This window comes from Pseudomonas sp. 8BK, assembly GCF_902506475.1.
Classification (GTDB): Bacteria; Pseudomonadota; Gammaproteobacteria; order Pseudomonadales; family Pseudomonadaceae; genus Aquipseudomonas; species Aquipseudomonas anguilliseptica.
The window spans coordinates 945395-961467 of the sequence record NZ_LR733252.1 but is presented as its reverse complement, the minus strand read 5'-3'; the positions used below and the strand labels follow the sequence as shown (position 1 = coordinate 961467).

The 16073-nt window shown below is 61.3% G+C and carries 13 protein-coding genes and 1 tRNA gene; all 14 read right to left on the bottom strand.

The genetic code is table 11. The annotated features are described in order from the left end of the window. Positions 1–17: 17 nt before the first annotated feature. A tRNA-Ser gene (locus ACIN8IBEIGE_RS04340) sits at positions 18–108 on the bottom strand. 62 nt (positions 109–170) lie between these two features. Further along, positions 171–356, bottom strand: a complete 186-nt coding sequence (csrA, locus tag ACIN8IBEIGE_RS04335; RefSeq protein WP_025165378.1) for a carbon storage regulator CsrA — start codon at positions 354–356, stop codon at positions 171–173. A 188-nt stretch (positions 357–544) separates the two neighbouring features. Then, a complete protein-coding gene (locus ACIN8IBEIGE_RS04330; protein WP_160013577.1) occupies positions 545–1783 on the bottom strand; it encodes an aspartate kinase in 1239 nt (412 codons plus the stop codon). A 114-nt stretch (positions 1784–1897) separates the two neighbouring features. Beyond that, positions 1898–4522: an alanine--tRNA ligase gene (alaS, locus tag ACIN8IBEIGE_RS04325; protein WP_160013576.1), complete on the bottom strand. Its 2625-nt coding sequence runs from the start codon at positions 4520–4522 to the stop codon at positions 1898–1900. Between the two features lie 121 nt (positions 4523–4643). Further along, complete coding sequence (ltaE, locus tag ACIN8IBEIGE_RS04320; protein WP_160013575.1) at positions 4644–5648, bottom strand: low-specificity L-threonine aldolase; 1005 nt, start codon at positions 5646–5648, stop codon at positions 4644–4646. Between the two features lie 174 nt (positions 5649–5822). Then, a complete protein-coding gene (gene astE / locus ACIN8IBEIGE_RS04315) occupies positions 5823–6833 on the bottom strand; it encodes a succinylglutamate desuccinylase (protein WP_160013574.1) in 1011 nt (336 codons plus the stop codon). A 10-nt stretch (positions 6834–6843) separates the two neighbouring features. Continuing rightward, a complete protein-coding gene (locus ACIN8IBEIGE_RS04310; protein ID WP_160013573.1) occupies positions 6844–7131 on the bottom strand; it encodes a topoisomerase II in 288 nt (95 codons plus the stop codon). A 16-nt stretch (positions 7132–7147) separates the two neighbouring features. Further along, the gene (gene astB / locus ACIN8IBEIGE_RS04305) at positions 7148–8497 is read right to left on the bottom strand and encodes an N-succinylarginine dihydrolase (protein WP_160013572.1); all 1350 of its coding nucleotides are present in this window, start codon (positions 8495–8497) and stop codon (positions 7148–7150) included. Beyond that, positions 8494–9957 (bottom strand): succinylglutamate-semialdehyde dehydrogenase, encoded by a 1464-nt coding sequence (astD, locus tag ACIN8IBEIGE_RS04300; protein ID WP_160013571.1) that lies wholly within the window; start codon positions 9955–9957, stop codon positions 8494–8496. The genes astB and astD overlap by 4 nt, the downstream gene beginning before the upstream one ends. 75 nt (positions 9958–10032) lie before the next feature. Further along, a complete protein-coding gene (astA, locus tag ACIN8IBEIGE_RS04295) occupies positions 10033–11049 on the bottom strand; it encodes an arginine N-succinyltransferase (RefSeq protein ID WP_160013570.1) in 1017 nt (338 codons plus the stop codon). Positions 11050–11060: 11 nt separating this feature from the next. Continuing rightward, the gene (gene aruF / locus ACIN8IBEIGE_RS04290) at positions 11061–12077 is read right to left on the bottom strand and encodes an arginine/ornithine succinyltransferase subunit alpha (protein WP_090382898.1); all 1017 of its coding nucleotides are present in this window, start codon (positions 12075–12077) and stop codon (positions 11061–11063) included. Between the two features lie 173 nt (positions 12078–12250). Continuing rightward, positions 12251–13471 carry an aspartate aminotransferase family protein gene (locus tag ACIN8IBEIGE_RS04285; RefSeq protein WP_160013569.1) on the bottom strand — a complete coding sequence of 407 codons (1221 nt, stop codon included), beginning with the start codon at positions 13469–13471 and terminating at the stop codon, positions 12251–12253. A gap of 267 nt (positions 13472–13738) precedes the next feature. Beyond that, on the bottom strand, positions 13739–14941 hold the full coding sequence (locus tag ACIN8IBEIGE_RS04280; protein ID WP_160013568.1) for a patatin-like phospholipase family protein: 1203 nt from the start codon (positions 14939–14941) through the stop codon (positions 13739–13741). Positions 14942–15055: 114 nt separating this feature from the next. Continuing rightward, a complete protein-coding gene (locus ACIN8IBEIGE_RS04275; RefSeq protein WP_160013567.1) occupies positions 15056–15982 on the bottom strand; it encodes a lipid A biosynthesis lauroyl acyltransferase in 927 nt (308 codons plus the stop codon). Between the last annotated feature and the right edge of the window lie 91 nt (positions 15983–16073).

Genomic DNA, 16073 nt, shown 5'->3' with positions numbered 1-16073 from the left:
CCTACAGCACTAAATAATGGCGGAGAAGGGGGGATTCGAACCCCCGACACCCTTTTGAGATGTACTCCCTTAGCAGGGGAGCGCCTTCGGCCACTCGGCCACCTCTCCGCAACACGGGGCGCATGATAACCATGTTTTCCCCGTTTGCAAAGCCAAAATTTCGATAAAAATTAGTGGCTTGGTTCTTCGCCTTTCTCTTTCTGGATGCGCTGGTAAATTTCTTCACGGTGCACGGCAACCTCTTTCGGCGCGTTAACGCCAATGCGCACCTGATTACCTTTAACGCCCAACACGGTGACAGTGACCTCGTCACCCACCATCAGGGTCTCTCCGACCCGGCGAGTCAGAATCAGCATTCCTTTCTCCTTACGGATATCAGTTCAGGACAACAGCAGTCTGCAAAAAAGAAAATGATGGCAGCCCCGAACATCTCAAGCAGAGCCTTCACCCAAGTATTGACCAGTGTGAGCAGAAAGAAAGTTCCCACTCATGCCAACCAAAAAGACAAAAGGCGCGGGATAAACCGCGCCTTTCGGATAATGCCTCAGTCGCCCTGACGGGCCGGGGCATCCAGTTCAAAAGCAGTGTGCAGGGCGCGCACCGCCAACTCCAGATATTTCTCTTCGATCACCACAGAGACTTTGATCTCCGAGGTGGAGATCATCTGGATATTGATGTTTTCCTTGGCCAGCGCCTCGAACATGCGGCTGGCAACACCTGCGTGGGAACGCATGCCAACGCCGACGATGGACACCTTGGCAATCTTGGTGTCGCCAATCACTTCACGCGCACCCAACTCGCGAGCAGTGTTCTCCAGCACCTGCTGCGCCGCACTGTAGTCATTGCGGTGCACGGTGAAGGTGAAATCGGTGGTGTTATCGTGCGCAACGTTCTGCACGATCATGTCCACTTCGATGTTCGCAGCACTGATCGGACCGAGAATTTTGAACGCCACGCCCGGGATGTCCGGTACGCCACGGATGGTCAGCTTGGCTTCGTCGCGGTTAAAAGCGATGCCGGAGATGATCGGCTGTTCCATGGATTCCTCTTCATCAAGGGTAATGAGGGTGCCCGGCCCCTCTTGGAAGCTGTGCAGCACGCGCAGCGGGACGTTGTACTTGCCGGCGAATTCCACCGAGCGAATCTGCAGCACCTTGGAACCGAGACTGGCCATTTCCAGCATCTCTTCGAAGGTGATTTTTTCCAGACGCTGAGCCTGCGGCACCACACGCGGATCGGTGGTGTAGACACCATCGACGTCGGTGTAGATCTGGCACTCATTGGCCTTCAGCGCAGCGGCCAACGCCACACCCGTGGTATCGGAACCGCCACGACCGAGGGTGGTGATATTGCCGTGCTCGTCGACACCCTGGAAACCCGCAACCACCACTACACGACCGGCCTTGAGGTCGGCACGCAGTTTCTGGTCATCGATCTGCAGGATGCGCGCTTTGTTGTGTGCACTGTCAGTCAGGATGCGTACCTGGTTGCCGGTATAGGACACCGCCGGCACGCCAAGCTTGATCAGCGCCATGGCCAGCAGGGCAATCGTCACCTGCTCGCCGGTAGAGACCATCACGTCGAGTTCACGCGGTACCGGCTGACCATCACTGACCTGTTTGGCCAGATCGATCAGGCGATTGGTTTCACCGCTCATGGCGGAAACCACAACCACAATGTCATCGCCGTTTTCGCGGAATTTCTTCACCTTCGCGGCCACCTGCTGAATACGCTCAACAGTGCCGACGGAGGTGCCGCCAAATTTCTGTACGATCAAAGCCATTTCAAAGCCGCCTCAGCCCGTGAAGGGCGCCCATTAAACAGATAACTCAATAGCCTGCCAAGGCCCGCCGGGCGTATACCGGGCCCTGGTCTTTGCACTCAAGCAATCAGGTACTTACAGACCTTGCTCGGCAAAGGAGACGGCCAACGCCAGCGCACCATCGAGGGCCGCCGCATCAACGCCGCCGCCTTGCGCCATGTCCGGACGACCACCACCCTTGCCACCGACGGCCGCAGCCGCCTGCTTCATCAACTCGCCGGCCTTCAGCTTGGCGGTCAGGTCCTGGGTCACACCGGCCACCAGGACGACCTTGTCATCCTGCACGCCGCCGAGCAGGATCACCGCACTGCCCAACTTGTTCTTCAGCTGATCGACCATCGCCAGCAGCGCCTTGCCGTCCAGACCGTCGAGACGCGCCGTCAGCACCTTGATGCCTTTGACGTCGACAGCCGAACCCGCCAGGTCATTACCTGCCGCACTGGCGGCCTTGGCCTTGAGCTGCTCGAGCTCTTTTTCCAGCTGACGGTTGCGCTCCAGCACACCGACCAGCTTGTCCAGCAGGTTGTCGCGACTGCCCTTGACCAGCGCGGCGGCTTCTTTCAGCTGCTCTTCGGCGCCATTCAGGTAGGCAAAGGCTGCTGCGCCGGTACTCGCTTCAATTCGACGCACGCCAGCCGCCACACCGCTTTCGCTGATAATTTTGAACAGACCGATATCACCGGTGCGCTTGACGTGAGTACCGCCGCACAGCTCAACGGAGAAATCGCCGCCCATGCTCAACACGCGAACCTGATCGCCGTATTTCTCACCGAACAGCGCCATGGCCCCCTTGGCCTTGGCAGTTTCGATATCGGTTTCCAGGGTTTCCACTTCGCTGTTAGCGCGCACTTCGCGGTTGACGATGGCCTCCAGCTCTTTCAGCTGCGCGGCAGTGATCGCCTCGAAGTGGCTGAAGTCAAAACGCAGACGCTGGCTGTCGACCAGCGAGCCCTTCTGGGTCACGTGCTCGCCCAGTACCTGACGCAGCGCGGCGTGCAGCAGGTGAGTGGCCGAGTGATTGAGCGCAGTGGCCTGACGCACACTGGCGTCAACTTCGGCCTTGAGCGAAGTACCGACGCTCAAGCCGCCTTTGACCGCAACGCCGTGGTGCAGGAATGCGCCGCCAGCCTTGGTGGTATCACGCACATCGAAACGCACACCAGCACCTTCAAGGAAGCCGCAGTCACCGACCTGACCACCGGATTCTGCATAGAACGGCGTCTGGTCGAGGACGACTACGCCCTCCTCGCCTTCACCCAGGCTGTCGACGGCCTGGCCGGCCTTGAACAACGCAATGATCTTGCCGCTGCCACTGGTGCCCTGGTAGCCGAGGAACGCAGTGTCGCTGTCGACCTTGACCAGGCTGTTGTAGTCCATGCCGAAAGCACTGGCAGAACGGGCGCGCTCGCGCTGCGCCTGCATTTCGCGCTCGAAACCTTCTTCATCCAGAGTCAGCTCACGCTCACGGGCGATGTCGCCGGTGAGGTCCATCGGAAAGCCGAAGGTGTCGTACAACTTGAAGATCACATCGCCCGGAATGACGGAGCCTTTGAGCCCGGCCAGGTCCTGCTCGAGGATCTTCAGGCCCTGCTCCAGGGTCTTGGCAAACTGCTCTTCTTCAGTTTTCAGCACGCGCTCGATATGCGCCTGCTGCTGTTTCAGCTCAGGGAAGGCATCGCCCATCTCGGCCACCAGCGCGGCAACGATCTGGTAGAAGAAGCTGCCCTTGGCACCCAGCTTGTTACCGTGGCGGCAGGCGCGGCGAATGATGCGGCGCAGCACGTAGCCACGACCTTCGTTTGACGGGGTGACGCCGTCGGCGATCAGGAAGCCGCAGGAACGGATGTGGTCAGCCACCACCTTCAGCGAAGCCTGGCCCTCGTTGACGCAACCGATAGCCTGAGCAGCTGCATTCAGCAGACTCTGGAACAGGTCGATCTCGTAGTTCGAGTTGACGTGCTGCAGCACGGCGCTGACACGCTCCAGACCCATGCCAGTGTCCACGCTCGGTGCCGGCAGCGGATGCAGCACACCGTCTGCGGTGCGGTTGAACTGCATAAAGACGTTGTTCCAGATCTCAATGTAACGATCACCGTCTTCTTCTGGCGAGCCGGGTGGGCCACCCCAGATATGCTCGCCGTGGTCGAAGAAAATCTCGGTGCACGGGCCGCACGGGCCGGTGTCGCCCATGGTCCAGAAGTTGTCGGACGCATACGGTGCGCCTTTGTTGTCGCCGATGCGGATCATGCGTTCGGCCGGAACGCCGATTTCCTTGTTCCAGATGTCATAGGCTTCGTCGTCTGTGGCGTAGACGGTGACCCAGAGTTTTTCCTTGGGCAGGTTCAGCCAGTTTTCGCCGGTGAGGAACTCCCAGGCGAAGTGAATGGCGTCGCGCTTGAAATAGTCGCCAAAGCTGAAGTTGCCGAGCATTTCGAAAAAAGTGTGGTGACGCGCGGTGTAACCGACGTTTTCCAGGTCGTTGTGCTTGCCGCCGGCACGCACGCACTTCTGGCTGGTGGCGGCGCGGGTGTAGGCGCGCTTTTCCAGGCCGAGGAAGCAATCCTTGAACTGGTTCATCCCCGCATTGGTGAACAGCAGGGTCGGGTCATTACCCGGAATCAGGGAGCTGGAGGCGACACGGGTGTGTCCCTTCTGTTCGAAGAAGCTGAGGAAGGCTTCACGGATTTCTGCGCTTTTCATAGGAATCTTCCAAAAACCAGCGGCCACGACAAAGCCGGCAAAGGGCCGCATTATATCGGGCCTGCGCTAGGGGGCTAGTGCCTTTATTGATAGAGAGCGACTATTCATCGCTCCAAGACAATCAACTCCGGCGAAATTCGGCGAAAGCTGCCACCACCTGATCGATATCCGCAGCGGCAATATCCAAATGCGTGACCATGCGCAGCCGCGGCGCAGCAGTGAGCTTGATCCCGCGCTCGGCGCAGAAGGCCTTCAGCGGGCCGGCCTGTTCACCCACCTGGGCGTAGACCATATTGGTCTGCACCGGCTCCACCGCATAACCCAGCTCACGCAAGCCTGCGGCCAAACGCTCGGCATTGGCATGATCCTCAGCCAAGCGCGAAACCTGATACTGCAGCGCATACAAACCGGCCGCCGCGAGCATACCGGCTTGACGCATGCCGCCGCCGACCATTTTGCGCAGCCGCCGCGCCTTACCGATCAACTCGGCTGAGCCGCACAGCACCGAGCCAATCGGTGCGCCAAGGCCCTTGGACAGGCACACCGAGACCGAATCGAAGTATTGAGTGATTTCCCGCGCAGGCACGCCCAGCTTGACCGCCGCGTTATACAAACGCGCGCCGTCGAGATGCAGAGCCAAGCCACGTCGCGTGCACAACTCACGCGCCGCCTGCAGATAAGCCTGCGGCAGTACCTTGCCCTGCATGGTGTTTTCCAGTGCCAGCAGGCGGGTGCGGGCGAAGTGGAAGTCATCCTGTTTGATTGCTGCTTCAACCTTGGCCAGATCCAGCGAGCCATCGGCTTCGCCCTCGATCGGCTGCGGCTGGATCGAGCCCAGCACCGCCGCGCCGCCGCCTTCGTACTTATAGGTATGCGCCTGCTGACCGACGATATATTCGTCACCGCGTGCGCAGTGGGCCATCAGCCCGAGCAGGTTACTCATGGTACCGGTGGGTACAAACAGCGCTGCCTCGAAGCCCAGCTCGGCGGCCAGAAACTGCTCCAGGTGATTGACCGTGGGGTCTTCGCCATACACGTCATCGCCCAGTTCGGCGGCCTGCATGGCCTCGCGCATACCAGGGGTCGGCTGGGTGACGGTGTCGCTGCGCAGGTCGATAACGGGCATGGCGGGCAGTCCTTAATGGGGCTAAAGCCCGATGCTAAAGCGCGCCACATAGGCAAACAAGGTACAGATCAGGTAAGAAAACGCAGGACAGATGTGTAGGGTGGATGACGCCTTTTTCATCCACCTTGCGTGCATCAATTGGCGGATGGATAAAGCGCCATCCACCCTACTGGATCAAGCCAGCTGCACATCTTCGGCCGGGACGATCAGGATACCGGCGCGCAGGCCGTTCTTGACCTTGGGATTGGGGAAGATGATGCGGGCACCCGGCTCATCCACCACCCAGCGGGTATCGGCCAGATCCTCGGCCAACAGGTAGCCAAGTGGCAATTCACTGAAGTTCTCGATATCCGCCGGCAGGTGCAGCTTGAAGGCGTCGCTGTGTTTGATCACCTCGCGCGCTACGGCAAATAACTTCAGCTCGCCCAGATCATCAGCGGCACCTTCTGGCTCGCGGCCCTCGATCAGCGCCCGCAAATGCTGCTCAAGCAGATCAAGGTTGACCAGTTCGTTCTGCCCGAACGGCCGTGCCTTGCCCAGTTCCAGGGTGAAGGCCTCCGCACCCAGCTGGGTATAGGTGTAGGCGCTGAAGGTGATCGAACTCTTGTTGTGCAGCAGCACCGCTTCGATTCCGGCTGCGCTCAAGCGCGCCAGTTCGCGCTGGCTGCGCGGACGGCCTTCCTGAAAGGGATAGAGGGCGAACTGTTCGATCTTCGACGCGCGAATCGCGGTGTGCAGGTCGTAATGCAGACGGGTGCGATCCGGCTTGCTGAAGAAGGTTGCAGCCAGATGCTCCAGATCACAGGCGCGCAACGCTTCCGCGCCGGTGTGCTGATCGTGGCGGCCGTTGAACAAGCGGTTGATGTCCTGCTCGATATAACGCTCACCGCTGCGCATGGCAGCGGGGTTACCGAACAGAAAGAGAATGCGCGCGCGCGGTTTCAGCTGGTTGCGAGCGATGCCTTGCAGCAGGCGGTCGAGCAATTCAATCGGCGCGGTTTCGTTGCCATGGATGCCGGCAGACAGCAGCAGATCCAGGCCATTGTCGCTGGCCACCGGCGGCGTTATTTCCAATGCGCCTTCGGCCAGCCAACGCAAACGCGTGCCCTCGGGGGTCAGCTGAATCTTCGCTGCCGGTTCGTGGCCGGCGAGGGTCAGTTCAAGCAGTTTGCCGAGGGCAAGCATGGGCGTTTCCTCAATCGTGATTACAATCTGGGCCATGCACATGGCCGTCTTCATCCGCCAGATCGGCCGATTCCATTTCCAGCTCCAGGCTGACCAGGTTGGTGGCCAGTGGGCGCAGCAGCAGGTTGGCGTATTCGGTGTCGCCCTCCTCCACATCCACGCCAATCATCAGCTGGCCATTACCAACCTGCTGAATCCAGATTTCCTTGCCCTGCCAGACCACGGCAAACCGCGTGCAGGAGGTTTCCAGCTGGGTGCCATCGGTGTCTTCGAGGATCAGTTGCAGGGCGTCGGACATGGTAATAAGTACTCAATCAAGCTAATTGGAATGGATAAACCGCGCCCAGTTTAAGGATCTGCGTCAGTTCGTCCAAGGCCGTACGACATTCATTGAGCAATTGTGGGTCAGCCAGGTCGTTTTCGCTCAGGCGATCACGGTAGTGCTTGTCGACCCAGACGCTGAGGCTGTCATGCAGGGTCGGGGTCATGATCACGCCTTGATTGACCGCCGCCAGCTCGTGCTCCTTGAGCGCCACGCGCAAGCGCAGGCATGCCGGGCCACCGCCATTCTGCATGCTCTGCTTGAGGTCGAATACCTTGACCTCGCGGATCGGCCCGTTACCGCTGGTCAGCTGCTCCAGGTAGCGCCAGACGTTGGCGTTGTTGCGACATTCCTCCGGCACGATCAGCAGCATGCTGCCATCGGCGCGAGTCAACAGCTGGCTGTTGAACAGGTAGGACTTGACCGCATCCTCCACCGTCACCGCATCACGCGGTACGCACACAGCCTGGAAGTTGCCGCCACGGCGGGCGAGCTTGTCGCTCAGTTCAGCCAGCACCTTGTCGGTGTCGAGAAAGGCGTCCTGGTGATAGAACAACACCTCGCCATTGCCCACCGCGATCACATCGTTGTGGAACACGCCCTGATCAATCACCGCAGGCGTTTGCTGGGCGTAAACCACGCCCTCATCGCTCAGACCGTGCAGACGGGCAACCGCCTGCGAGGCCTCCAGAGTCTGCCGCGCCGGGTAACGTTGCGGCGCCGGGAAGCGGCTGTCAAAGGCGCTGCGACCGAACACGAAGAACTCCACACCGGCATCGCCGTAGCCTTTGCAGAAGCGCGTGTGGTTGGCCGCGCCTTCATCGCCGAACTGACCGACTGCCGGCAGCGCGGCGTGGTGAGCGAAGTGCTGCTCATTGGCGAACATGGCGCCGAGTACCCGACTGGTGGTCGGGTGCTCGATCGAACGGTGGAATTTGCAGTTGAGGTTGGCGGCGGTGAAATGCACACGACCATCGGCCGTATCGGCACTCGGGCTGACGGTGCAGGCGTTGGCCGTCCACATACTGGACGCCGAGCAGCTGGCGACCAGCAGCGGCATGGCGTTTTTCGCGGCCTTCTGGACCACCTGGGCGTCGGTCCCGGTAAAACCCAGGCTGCGCAGCACGGCGACATTCGGGCGTTCCTGCGGGGCCAGCACGCCCTGCTTGAAGCCCATCTCCATCAAAGCCTTCATCTTGGCCAGGCCCTGCTTGGCCGCTTCTTTCGGGTTAGACGCAGCCTGACTGTTGCTCTGCGAGGCGACGTTGCCATAGGACAGGCCGCCGTAGTTGTGAGTCGGCCCGACCAGACCGTCAAAATTCACTTCAAATGAGTTGCTCACAGACTTACTCCGGGGGTCAGGGTGGCAGGCAGGCTTAGGCTCTCGGATTCCAGCGAGGCCACCGGGTAGGCGCAGTAATCGGCCGCGTAATAGGCACTGGCGCGGTGGTTGCCGGAGGCGCCCACACCGCCGAATGGCGCAGTACTGGCGGCGCCGGTCAGCTGTTTGTTCCAGTTGACGATACCGGCGCGGCTCTGCAGCCAGAACTGCTCGTAGCGCGCCTTGGAGTCGGACAGCAGGCCAGCAGCCAGGCCGTACTGGGTGTTGTTGGCCTCAACGATGGCCGCATCGAAATCGGCGTAGCGAATCACCTGCAGTAACGGACCGAAGAACTCTTCATCCGGACGATTGGCGACTTCGGTCACATCAATGATACCTGGGGTGAGCAAGGCGGCGCCTTGCAACGGCTGGGTCATTTCCAGCAGCGGTTTGGCGCCCTGGGTCAGCAGATGCTGCTGAGCCTTGATCAGGTGCTGCGCGGCGGCCAGGGAAATCACCGAACCCATGAAGGGCGCAGGCTGGGCGTCGAAACTGCCAACCTTGATGCTTGCAGCCACTTCCACCAGACGCTCCAGCAGGCTGTCGCCCCACGCCCCTTGCGGTACCAGCAGGCGACGGGCACAGGTGCAGCGCTGGCCGGCGGATATAAACGCCGACTGAATAATGGTGTACACCGCTGCATTGAGATCAGCGACCTGATCAACCAGCAGCGGGTTGTTGCCGCCCATTTCCAGGGCGAGGATCTTGTCCGGACGGCCGGCGAACTGGTTGTGCAGCAGGTTGCCGGTGTTGCTGGAGCCGGTGAAGAACAGCCCGTCGATGCCGTCATGCGCAGCCAAAGCCACACCAGTATCGCGCGCGCCCTGCACCAGGTTGAGCACGCCTGCCGGCAAGCCGGCTTCGATCCAGCATTTAACGGTCAGCTCGGCGACTTTCGGCGTCAGCTCGCTGGGTTTGAACACCACGCAATTGCCCGCCAGCAGCGCCGGCACGATATGACCGTTAGGCAGGTGACCGGGGAAGTTGTACGGACCAAACACCGCAACCACACCATGCGGTTTGTGCCGCAGCACGGCGGTGGCGTCGGCCAGTGGCCCGCTCTTCTCACCGGTGCGCTCGCGGTAGCTCTGGATGGAGATGGCGACCTTGTTGACCATGCTGGTGACTTCGGTGGCGGTTTCCCACAGCGGCTTGCCGGTCTCTTCACCGATGCAGTGGCCCAGGGCATCGGCATGGCTTTTCAGGGTGGCGGCAAACTGCTCGAGCACGGCGATGCGCTCATCCAGCGAACGCGAGGCCCAAGCCGGGAATGCAGCGCGCGCGGCCTGCACGGCGGCGTCAACCTGCGCAACACTGGCCGCCTGACCTTGCCAGATAGCTTCCTGGCTGACCGGGTTGAGCGATTCCAGGGCTTCGCCCTGACCTGCGTGCCAGGCACCGGCAATGTAATGAGTGCTCATCTTGTTTTATCACTCCCAGCAAGGTATCGACCCGACTTGCGCCGGATCAGCAAATAGAAACAACGGCGCTCGACTTTAGCCGCGAGCAGAAACCGCGACCGCTCGCACCTGATCGCCCGCCGACAGCCGTAGACGCTTGGCGGTCTGCGCGTCGACCACCAGGGTGCCGGCGGCCAGACGTGCCGGCGCTGCGGTAATCCGGCAGTCTTCGCGCTTGCGGTTGTGGATCAGAAACTGCGGGGCGTCATCACCTGGGGTGCCGACGGCCAACACCAGCACCTGACTGTCCTGCACGGCACGAATTTTTGCAGTCTCGGCCTCGATGGCCGGGCCGGCGTCGAAGATGTCGACATAGCCCTGGTAGCTGAACCCCTCGCCCTTGAGCATGGCCAGCGCCGGCTCGGTGTCCGGGTGCACGCGGCCGATGATGTTGCGCGCATCCTCCGAGAGGAAGCAGGTATAGAGCGGAAACTTGGGCATCAGCTCGGCGATAAAAGCCTTGTTGCCCACCCCGGTAAGGTAGTCGGCCTGGCAGAACTCCATCTTGAAGAAGTGCCGCCCCAGGCTTTCCCAGAACGGTGAACGGCCCTGCTCATCGGACATGCCGCGCATCTCGGCAATCACCTTGTCGCCGAACAGCTCGCGGAATTCGGCAATAAACAGAAAGCGCGCCTTCGACAACAGCCGGCCATTCAGGCCACTGCGCTGGTCACTGCGCAAAAACAGCGAGCACAGCTCGGAGTTGCCGGTCAGGTCGTTGGCCAGAAACAGCGTGGGCACCTGCCGGTGGATGTTCAGCTCCTGCGAGGCGCTGACGGTCAGGCCGACCCGGTAGTTGTACCAGGGCTCGCGCAGGCCAACGGCACCGGCGACGGCGGAGATACCGACTACCTCGCCGTTGTCGTCTTCGAGCACGAACAGGTAGTCGGCATCGGCACGCGCGGCTTCGCCACGGAAGGTTTTCTCGGCCCAGCCAACGCGGTGCGCCAGGCGCTCCTCATTGGCGGGCAGCGTAGTCAAACCAGCGCCGGTACTGCGCGCCAGTTGAAACAGGGCCGGCAGATCGGCGCTGCGGACGGGACGAACGATCATGCGCTAACTCCTTAAACCGCAACCAGGCGTACGCTGACGCCTTCGCCGACGCCCAAGGCCTCGGCGGCCGCAACACTCAAGGTGACCGGCTTACCCGGCACCCAATCCAGCTCCGCGACAATCGCGCGGAAATCCTGCAGCTGGCCGTTGCTGACCAGGTACGGCCGCCCGCCTTTGCCAGGCTCGCCGATGCGCACCGGCACCACTCGGCTCTGGGCAATCGAGCGGATACCCGAGGTGCGCGCGTGCAGGGTCGGGCCGCCATCGAAGATATCGATGTAATGGTCAGTCTCGAAACCTTCACGCATCAGAATGTCGAAGCTGATCTGCGCCCGAGGATGCACCTGGCCCATGGCTTCTTGCGCCTCATCCGGCAGCAGCGGCACGTAGATCGGGTAATGCGGCATCAGCTCTGCGAGGAAGGTGCGGCTTTTCAGACCACACAGGCGCTCGGCCTCGGTGTAGTTCATGTCGAAGAAGTTACGCCCCACGGCATCCCAGAACGGCGAATCACCGGCCTCGTCGCTGTAGCCGACAATCTCCACCACCAGCGCATCGGCAAAGCGCTCCGGGTGGTTGGCGAGAAACAGCAGGCGACCGCGCGAATTGAGTTCCGACCAGGCGGTGTTCACCAGCGGCCGCTCGACGTAGAAGCTGGTCAGCAGGCTGTTACCGGTGAGGTCGTGGCACAGCGAGAGCACGTGGATCTTGTTATGGATCTTCAGCTCACGGGAGTTGTGCACAAAGGTTTCGTTACGGAAGCTGTAGAACGGCTCGGAGTAGCCGGCCGAAGCAACGATACCGGAGCAGCCAACCAGGCGGCCGCTCTCGCTGTCTTCGAGAACGAAGAAGTAGCTTTCTTCACCGTTGAAGCTGACTTCGGCGGAAAACGAGGCCTCCGAGGCAGCAATCTTTTCGCGCAAACGATCGGCATCGTCCGGCAGTGAAGTCACACCAACCGGGCTGTCCGCGGCGAGACGCTGCACTTCAGTGAGGTCGGCCATTTGCGCGGGGCGCATCACCAGCATGGTGCCACTCCTTTTGATAAAAGCTCCAAGCAGCCCAACGCGGACGGCTCAGAGAAAACCGCAACACAACTGCGGCACACACAGAGACAGGCTTCCTTGCTGTTAGCTCAACCCATCCGTGGGTCGAGCAAGCGCAGCCTGACCCGCCGTATAACGGCAGGCCAGGCCGGCAATCAGGCTTGGGTCAGCTTGGCCACGGCACGCTCGAAACGCGCCAGACCCTCATCGATATCGGCGTCTTCCACCACCAGGCTCGGGGCGAAGCGCACCACATCCGGGCTGGCCTGCAGCACCATCACGCCTTCCACGGCAGCGGCGTCGAGAATCGCCTTGGCCTTGCCTTTCCAGGCATCGGACAGCACAGCACCGATCAGCAGACCGAGACCGCGTACTTCGCTGAACACGCCGTACTGCTGACCGATCTGCTCCAGCTTGGTTTTGAAGCGCAGATGCTTGGCCTTCACCCCGTTGAGTACTTCAGGGGTGTTGATGGTATCGATCACCGCCTCACCCACCGCACAGGCCAGCGGGTTACCGCCGTAAGTGGTGCCGTGAGTGCCGACTGCCAGGTGCTTGGCCAGCTCGCTAGTGGTGAGCATGGCGCCAATCGGGAAACCGCCGCCCAGGCTCTTGGCGCTGGAGAGAATGTCCGGGGTCACGCCGTAATGCTGATAGGCGAACAGCGCACCACTACGCCCCATGCCGCTCTGCACTTCGTCGAATACCAGCAGCGCATTGTGCTTGTCGCATAGCTCACGGGCCGCTTGCAGGTAAGCCAGGTCAGCCGGCAACACGCCGCCCTCACCCTGAATCGGCTCCAGCACCACGGCGCAGGTCTTATCGGATACCGCGGCCTTCAGCGCCTCGATGTCGTTATACGGAATGTGGCTGATGCCCTGAATCTTCGGGCCGAAACCGTCGGAATACTTCGGCTGGCCGCCGACGCTGACGGTAAACAGGGTGCGACCATGGAAACTGTTGGTCGCAGCGATGATCTCGCACTTGTCTTCGCCGTACTTATCAAACGCCACGCGACGGGCCAGCTTGAAGGCGGCCTCGTTGGCTTCGGCGCCGGAGTTACAGAAGAACACGCGCTCGGCGAAGGTGACGCCGATCAGCTTCTTGGCCAGGCGCAAGGCCGGCTCGTTGGTGAACACGTTGGATACGTGCCAGAGGTTGCCGGCCTGCTCGGTGAGCGCCTTGACCAGCGCCGGATGGGCGTGACCCAGCACGTTGACGGCAATACCGCCGGCAAAGTCGATCAGCTCGCGACCGCTCTGATCCCACACGCGCGAACCGGCGCCACGTACTGGAATAAAAGCAGCGGGTGCGTAGTTGGGCACCATCACCTGGTCGAAATCGGCGCGTTGCACCGGGTCGTGCTGAACGGACATCTGAGCTCTCCTAACGAGGAACACCTGCATTCAATAGCAGGCGATGTGAAGGATTGTAGGGACTGATCCGGGGCTGGCATTGCCGCCATGCGACAACTTCTTATAGCGCCAACCCGAGGAAATCCGCTGCTTTCGCAAATGCGACAGAAAGCATCGGGAAGGCGCAGTTTAAATGCAGCCACCCGCCTTGGCGCGGTTTTCTCGGCCACGCGGAAAAGGAATTTGGCCGCGCAGGCGGCCGGGATCAAACGATAGGTGACGGCCTGGCTAGGCGGTTACCGGAATCACTGCCGGTACCGGCGGACTGTCCAGACAGAGAAACTCGATCAGGCGGGCTTTCTGCGTCATGGCGTCCTGATAACCCAGCTCAATCAGCTCGTTGCAGTAACCCGGCTCGAACAGCAGGTAACTTAGCACCCCTGCCCCGCTGGCTTTGGTTGCCCCTGGCCCACGCAAGAAAAGACGCAGAGCCCTGGGCAGCTCATGGCGATGGCGCGCGGCGATCAGGTCCAGCGGCTGGCTGGGAGAAATCACCAGCACATCCACCGGTTTGAGGCCCAAACCACGTGGATGGCTTTCGGCGGGAATCAACCTGCCCATCTGGTTAAGCCGCTCAAGCAATTCAATATCGCTTTCCAGGCTGTCAATAAAGGTGCTGTTGAGCATATGCCCGCTGATCTGCGCCAGGCTCGGCGGCCGGCTGTGCTGCGGCCGCACTACCGGCAGCTGAGCCTGCGGCCCGGCCGGATTGCCACTGACCCCAACCACCAGCACCCGCGTCGCACCCAAATGCAGAGCCGGGCTAATCGGCGCGGACTGGCGCACCGCACCGTCGCCGAAGTATTCACGGTTGATCTTTACCGGCGGAAATATCAACGGAATCGAGGCACTGGCCAGCAGGTGCTCAAGGGCCAGGCGGGTTGGCACACCGACCCGACGATGGCGGAACCAGGGATCGATAGTGGCGCGGCCTTGATAGAAGGTCACCGCCTGACCGGTTTCATAACCGAATGCAGTCACCGCCACTGCGCGCAATTGACGATGGCGCACGGCCGCGGCGATCCCACTAAAATCCAGCTCGCGCCCGAGCAGATCGGCCAGCGGCGAACTGTCGAGCAGCGCCACCGGCACCTGGCCGCCCAGCCCGAGCAAGCTGTGGCCAATAAAGCGACTGGCCTGGCGCAACACGCCCGGCCAATCACTGCGGTATACCTGATGAGTATGAAAACCCTGCCAGACGCTGGTCAGCCGGCGCACCGCTTCGGTGAAGTGCAACGCGCCGCAGGCCAACCCCACCGCATTGATCGCACCGGCCGAAGTACCGACGATAACCGGAAAGGGATTGTGCGCGGCGTTGGGCAGCAAGTCGGCAATCGCCGACAACACGCCAACCTGATAGGCCGCCCGCGCGCCACCGCCTGAGAGAATCAGCCCGGTGACCGGCTTATTGGTTGAAGCAGTGTGCGGCATAGGCTGTTTCCTATTGTGTTTAAGCCAGTATAGGAGCCAGCCTGGCGCACACGGAACAGCTCAACGCCAAGAAACCTCACTTCAGCGCAACAACCCGCCAATTGGATGGCGGCTCTAACGTTTCTTCTTATAGAGCTTCGGCTCGCCTTCGGGGCGCGTCTTGAAGCGTCGGTGCGCCCAAAGGTATTGCTCAGGACACTGGCTGATCGCCTGCTCGATCCACTGATTGACCCGCAGGCAGTCGGCCTCTTCGCTGTCAGTGGGGAAGTCCGCCAGCGGTGGATGAATCACCAGACGATAGCCCTGGCCATCGGGCAAACGCTGCTGGGTAAAAGGAATCACCTGAGCACGCCCCATACGGGCGAACTTGCTGGTGGCGGTGACGGTGGCCGCCGGCACACCGAAGAGCGGCACAAACACACTGCGCTGGGCGCCGTAATCCTGATCCGGTGCATACCAGACCACCCCACCGGCGCGCAGCAGCTTGAGCATGCCGCGCACGTCGTCACGACCAATCACCCCGAGCAGACGCTGCTCGCGGCCGCGACGCTGCATGTAGTCGAACAGCGGATTCTTGTGCGGGCGGTACATGCCGTACATGTTCTGCGCCATGCCGAGCAGGCCGCCGCCCATTTCCAGGGTGGTGAAATGCAGCGCCATAAGGATCACGCCCTGGCCGTCGGCCTCGGCCTGACGCAGATGCTCCAGGCCTTCGATGCTGCCCAGGCGACGCAGGCGCTCGGCGGGCCACCACCAGGCGATAGCCATTTCAAAGAAGGTAATTCCGGTGGAAGCGAAGTTTTCCTTTAATAGCGCTTCGCGCTCGGCGACTGGCATCTGCGGGAAACACAGTTCCAGATTGCGCGCGGCAATCTTGCGCCGCGAACTGGCCAGGCGGTACATCACCCCACCCAGGCAGCGCCCCATCCACAACAGCACCTTATAAGGCAGCTGAGCGACCAGCCACAGCAGGCCCAAGCCCAACCACAACAGCCAGAAACGCGGATGCAGGAAATAAGTGCGAAATACTGGGCGATCCATAACACAGGTCCAAGGCACGCAATAAAGCGCGGCATTCTATCAGGAGTTTGTCTGCCGCCTGGTTTCGCGGCGCGCAACTTGCGAGCGCGCG

What these genes read in the sequence shown, in the direction of transcription:
- ltaE (WP_160013575.1), bottom strand. Translation starts at nt 5,648, where the DNA reads ATGCCCGTTATCGACCTGCGCAGCGACACCGTCACCCAGCCGACCCCT.
- csrA (WP_025165378.1), bottom strand. Translation starts at nt 356, where the DNA reads ATGCTGATTCTGACTCGCCGGGTCGGAGAGACCCTGATGGTGGGTGAC.
- astA (WP_160013570.1), bottom strand. Translation starts at nt 11,049, where the DNA reads ATGATCGTTCGTCCCGTCCGCAGCGCCGATCTGCCGGCCCTGTTTCAA.
- ACIN8IBEIGE_RS04275 (WP_160013567.1), bottom strand. Translation starts at nt 15,982, where the DNA reads ATGGATCGCCCAGTATTTCGCACTTATTTCCTGCATCCGCGTTTCTGG.
- alaS (WP_160013576.1), bottom strand. Translation starts at nt 4,522, where the DNA reads ATGAAAAGCGCAGAAATCCGTGAAGCCTTCCTCAGCTTCTTCGAACAG.
- ACIN8IBEIGE_RS04330 (WP_160013577.1), bottom strand. Translation starts at nt 1,783, where the DNA reads ATGGCTTTGATCGTACAGAAATTTGGCGGCACCTCCGTCGGCACTGTT.
- ACIN8IBEIGE_RS04285 (WP_160013569.1), bottom strand. Translation starts at nt 13,471, where the DNA reads ATGTCCGTTCAGCACGACCCGGTGCAACGCGCCGATTTCGACCAGGTG.
- astD (WP_160013571.1), bottom strand. Translation starts at nt 9,957, where the DNA reads ATGAGCACTCATTACATTGCCGGTGCCTGGCACGCAGGTCAGGGCGAA.
- aruF (WP_090382898.1), bottom strand. Translation starts at nt 12,077, where the DNA reads ATGCTGGTGATGCGCCCCGCGCAAATGGCCGACCTCACTGAAGTGCAG.
- ACIN8IBEIGE_RS04280 (WP_160013568.1), bottom strand. Translation starts at nt 14,941, where the DNA reads ATGCCGCACACTGCTTCAACCAATAAGCCGGTCACCGGGCTGATTCTC.
- astE (WP_160013574.1), bottom strand. Translation starts at nt 6,833, where the DNA reads ATGCTTGCCCTCGGCAAACTGCTTGAACTGACCCTCGCCGGCCACGAA.
- ACIN8IBEIGE_RS04310 (WP_160013573.1), bottom strand. Translation starts at nt 7,131, where the DNA reads ATGTCCGACGCCCTGCAACTGATCCTCGAAGACACCGATGGCACCCAG.